General features: G+C 44.2%; 3 protein-coding genes. All 3 read left to right on the top strand.

Annotation, left to right across the window (positions count from 1 at the left end; translation table 11 throughout):
• Positions 1–424 precede the first annotated feature (424 nt).
• The 3 genes from EI164_RS14595 to EI164_RS14585 all read left to right on the top strand — a co-directional run bounded on the left by EI164_RS14595 (position 425) and on the right by EI164_RS14585 (position 5,001).
• The gene (locus EI164_RS14595; RefSeq protein ID WP_225739328.1) at positions 425–2,557 is read left to right on the top strand and encodes a PhoX family protein; all 2,133 of its coding nucleotides are present in this window, start codon (positions 425–427) and stop codon (positions 2,555–2,557) included.
• Positions 2,558–2,807: 250 nt separating this feature from the next.
• Positions 2,808–4,433 carry a GPI inositol-deacylase gene (locus EI164_RS17165; protein ID WP_225739327.1) on the top strand — a complete coding sequence of 542 codons (1,626 nt, stop codon included), beginning with the start codon at positions 2,808–2,810 and terminating at the stop codon, positions 4,431–4,433.
• Positions 4,434–4,524: 91 nt separating this feature from the next.
• Positions 4,525–5,001 (top strand): RDD family protein, encoded by a 477-nt coding sequence (locus tag EI164_RS14585; RefSeq protein ID WP_192520644.1) that lies wholly within the window; start codon positions 4,525–4,527, stop codon positions 4,999–5,001.
• Positions 5,002–5,057: the final 56 nt, after the last annotated feature.

Raw genomic sequence — 5,057 nt, 5'->3', positions numbered from 1 at the left:
ACAGAACTCAGTCCTTGATATAAACTAAACCGTCCAATATTTGGGGGTCAGTTCATCATGACTTGGGATTTTTTGTTTTCTACTATCAGTGCAGTCTTACTATCAAAGCCTATTATCAAATATGTTCTATCAGACCTGTGCTGTCAAACCTGTATCATTCAATCTATGTCATTAAACCGTCATCTAACGTTCAACATATTGTCATGAATGCTAAGTAGGATAGCGGCTACTTCATATTTTTTTGGCGCTGTTAATAGCAATGCCACGATGTTTTTTATGCCAATCCAGCCGAATAGCAAGGTGACTGATAATGACCCTATTAAACAATAAACAAGCAAACAACAAGCAAATAAATAATGAGCAAGTAAATAACAAGCAAAATCTCGCTCATGAAGTCGTTGAAGATTCTAATCCTACCAATAATATGGATTTTCAAACCATTATCAGCCGTCGCTTGAACCGTCGTAGCTTATTAAAAGGTGGTACAGGATTAACCGCTGCCGCCTTTTTTGGCGCATTGCCACTAGCTGGTTATGCTAAAGACACTAATAGCAACATGACCATTCGTAATGGCGATGATGCCGCTGTCCCAGCACAAGGTAATCGAAGCCGACCAGAGACCTTGAAATTCACTGCCGTAGCGCATTCGACCGCAGCAGAAATGAGCGTGGCAGACGGCTACAAGGCAGAAATGATATTGCCATTGGGCACACCGCTGATGTCGGGTATCGAGGACTGGAAAGACAATCGCGAGCAGTCTGCTGAGTCATTTGATTGGCGTATGGGAGACAACCATGACGGCATGTGGTTTTTTGGCAAGACGGGCAACAACTACGATGCAAAAGCGTCTGAGCGCGGCTTGCTAGTCATGAATCATGAATACGTGAACAGTGCTGAACTGAGTCCATTTGGCTATGATGTCATAGAAGACGATAATGCTGAGCCTATTTTTAAAGAAACTCGCCGTGCCAGTGATGTACGCCGTGAGGTCAACTGTCATGGGGTGGCTGTGGTCGAGATGAAGCGCCGAGACAGTGGTAAAGGTTATGAGATGGTTCGTGACTCTAAATATAATCGCCGCATCACGAGTAGTACAACATCGCAGCTGACGGGACCTGTAGCGGGTTCTGATTTGGTTAAGACTAAGTTTGATCCTACTGGTATGACCACACGTGGTATCAATAATAACTGCGGGGCAGGGTTGTCGCCTTGGGGTACGTATTTGACCACTGAAGAAAACTTTTTGGGCGTATTCGCTCGTGGTAAAGACGCAAGCCAGCTAAGCGCTGCTCAAAACTATGGCCGTGAGCGTTATGGTGCAAAAGAAGACCATGCTACTTGGGGTTATTTGTGGCATACGCCTAATGCTGCTGACGCTACCATGGCTGATGAGTTTGCACGCTGGAACATGACCGTCGCAGGCAAAACGGCTATGGATGATTATCGTAATGCGTTTAATACCTTTGGTTATATCACTGAAATTGACCCATTTGATAAAAACGCCATGCCAAGAAAACGTACGGCCTTGGGTCGTTTCGCTCATGAAAACTGTGCGTTTGCCCCTGTTAAACAAGGTCATCCTGTCGTGTTTTATATGGGTGATGACTCACGCGGTGAGTATATTTATAAGTTCGTGTCTAAAGCGATGTGGTCAAAAAACGATATCGGCGGTGGTCTAAAAGCAGGCGATAAGTACATGAACGAAGGCACACTGTATACGGCTATCTTTAATGAAGATGGTAGTGGTACATGGCAACCGCTGGTTTATGGTCAAAACGGGCTAGATAACACCAATACTGTGTTGCCTTTCAGTGGTCAAGATGATGTGCTGGTTTTTGCACGTGCGGCATCTGATGTACTAGGTGCTACCAAGATGGATCGTCCTGAATGGGTATCGGTCAGTCCCATCACAGGCGAGGTGTATGTGACCTTGACCAATAATAAAAACCGCGGTGTCGATGACGATCAGCCTATTTCAGCCAGTAATCCGCGCAGTTATGACGTGGAAGGTAAAGCTGCCGGTAACGACAATGGTCATATTATCCGCTGGGCCGAAACAAACGGCGATCACGCAGCCACTAGTTTTGAGTGGGATATTTATCTATTTGCTTCACCTAGTGACAAATCTGCTGAGAACCTATCAGGGTTGAATGCCAATAATGACTTGTCATCGCCAGATGGTTTGTTTTTTGACCCGCGCGGCGTATTGTGGATTCAGACAGATGATGGCGCGTATACAGACACCACTAACTGTATGCTTTTAGCGGCACTGCCTGGTAAAGTGAATGATGGGTCAGTCAAAACGGCCTCGACAGGGCAAGAGACGCGCATCGGTAGGGCTGCGACTGATGACAACCTTAAGCGGTTTTTTGTGGGTCCTGAAGGTTGTGAAGTCACAGGTATCACTATGACGCCAGATTTTAAGACCTTGTTTATTAATATCCAACATCCAGGTAATGCTTGGGGTGCGGTCAAAGGCGGTAGTACACCACGATCTGCCACGGTCATGATCACCAAAAATGATGGTGATGTGATATTGGCAGAATCATTCTCATAAATTATTCGCACCATATAGAGCGAATGGTAGAGGTAGATAACTGAGCTGTTTATTAAAAAATCTCAAGCAATGGCTTGGGGTTTTTGTGTTTATCACACTTTCAAAAGGCAAGTAATATCAACTGTCTATCAGTACTTTGCGATAATATTCCCTAACAATAAATGCATTTCAAAATCCAATCATCTCCTTCTATTTATGTTGTTTAAAGGCTAGTATAGAAACTTACCTTGTCGCTAAATGTGCTAATACAATGAGTGCTATAAACAACGTGATGAATAGTCCAGATGGTTGTCATGATGAGCGTATAAGCCATGGCAATACTGGTAGTAACGCTTGTATGCGTCATGAGCTCGAAGCGCATTTTGCCTCAGAGACTGATATGCCAGCACACAGCGATGTGTATGAGCAGATAGATCAACTGGCAGCCATCGATGTGGATGAGCTGGTTAAACTATTGGCAGATGATGGTCATAAAACGACGGTGAAGCCAGTTGCTTTGGCTGAGTTTTTTGAAGGGTTGGCACAGCTGGCGACTACGGGTGTGGTGGAGGTGACCGATATTGTAGAGGCTATCCATCGCGAAGTAATTTCGCGTCCTTTGGGCCGTTTCAATAAAAATCATATTAATAGTTGGCAGCATGGTATTACTGGGCGTATCTATGGCACGGTACGTCAGGTCATGCTGATGGTGGGCAGTAATCTGGCATCGGTGCTGAGAGTCTATCAGCGTATTGTTATGCAAAAACAAGTTCAGCCCCTGCCTGATGCATTAAAAAAGCTCGTCAATGTATTGAACGGTGTCATGGGTGATCATCTCGTTAATAATAAAAACCCATTGGCCGTGCCAATGATGCTATACGATAGCGAGGGGATGCCAAAGTGCGAGGTACCGTTAGGACAAGAAGAGCTATTAATACAGAAGGAGCAGTCAGTACAAACAGATCAGTTAGACCATGAAATACGGTTAACACATGAAGAGTCACCAGCACCTAAAGAACCAGCAAGATGTGAAGAGTTATCAGGACGTGTTGTCATCTTGTGCCACGGTTTGTGCATGAGCTATTTGAGCTGGCAATCGCAAGAGAACAATGATTTAGGTGATGCAATCAAACGTAGTCAACCAGATATCACTGTGCTATACCTAGATTACAATACAGGACGTCGTATCTCTCACAGCGGCCGACAATTCTGTCAAATACTGCAAGATTTGGTCGACCGTAACCCTAATATCAGTCAGATAGATTTGGTTGGTCATAGTATGGGTGGTTTGGTCTCTCGTAGTGCGCTGTTTTATGGTGAGCAAGATCATCTGGATTGGGTGAAGCGTGTTGGAAATCTCATCACCTTAGGCTCGCCGCATCATGGCGCAGTGCTAGAGCGTATTGGCAATTATGTGCAAGAGATTATTGGAAAGCTACCATTTGCCGGTTCACTTGCCACGCTTGGCGATATGCGTAGCGCTGGTATTATTGATCTGCGTCATGGCAGTATCCGTGATGTTGATTGGAAGTCTTTAGAGGGACGTAGCGTGCTACCACAGGACTTTCGTCATCCTACAGGTTTGCCCAGTGGTATCAAAACCTACTTTGCTGCCAGTGCTCTGGTCGAAACGCATTATGACTCTAAGATGACGGATTTGTTAGGTGATGGTCTGGTATCGGTAGCCTCTGCACTGGGGGAAGATGACAGTGAGCATGCCCTGTTTGTGCCAGATGGTCATAAAGCGGTGTTTTATGGTGTGAGCCATATCAATTTAATTCATAGTAGAAGGGTACGTGAGCAAGTGGTCGCGTGGTTAGTGGATAATGGTCAGCGCGACTATACGGGTGAAGATCGGATATATTCTTATCCTAGGAGCTGGCATGTGGCGGTGTAGGTAAATATGATTGAATTGTAATAAGCCTACTCTTGTTTGCTAGTGCGCTTTATATTAAGCTAGCTGTTTTAGTGCCAACTTGAGATTTTTGATGTCAGTTACGAAAGAGAAAAAGTATATAGCAGATGTTTATAGCCGCCTTGGTGCTTTATTAGTCGATACGATAATTTTGGGATGTGTAGGACTTCTGCTAGGACTAATATTCGAAAGTGTTTTTGTGAAAATGGGAGGTTGGGGGCAGCTTGTTGGGGTTACCATCATGCTTTTGTACTTTGGAATTGGCAATAGTCAGCGTGCTGGTGGACAAACATTAGGTAAAAAACTTCTAAAAATACGAGTGGTTGATAGAAATGGTAGCCCATTAGGTACAGGTAAAGCTCTTCTTCGTGCTATTGTTTTGATAGTTCCATTCGCCCTCAATGGTCAAGCTGTATTTGGTGATAACCCATCTGATATTTTAATTTCTTTATTAACCTCAATTGTATTTGGCGGTACATTAGCCATTGTTTATCTTTTTCTTTTTAATAGGAATACCAGACAGTCATTAGACCTCTTGCAAAAGTCATAGGTTAAGCTCGGAATTAATGATACCAGCAAACAGCTTCATTCTAAGATCATAGCGCT

Source organism: Psychrobacter sp. FME13, from assembly GCF_014861395.1.
Classification (GTDB): Bacteria; Pseudomonadota; Gammaproteobacteria; order Pseudomonadales; family Moraxellaceae; genus Psychrobacter.
The sequence above is the reverse complement of the archived record's forward strand: the minus strand, read 5'-3'. Positions and strand labels throughout refer to the sequence as shown.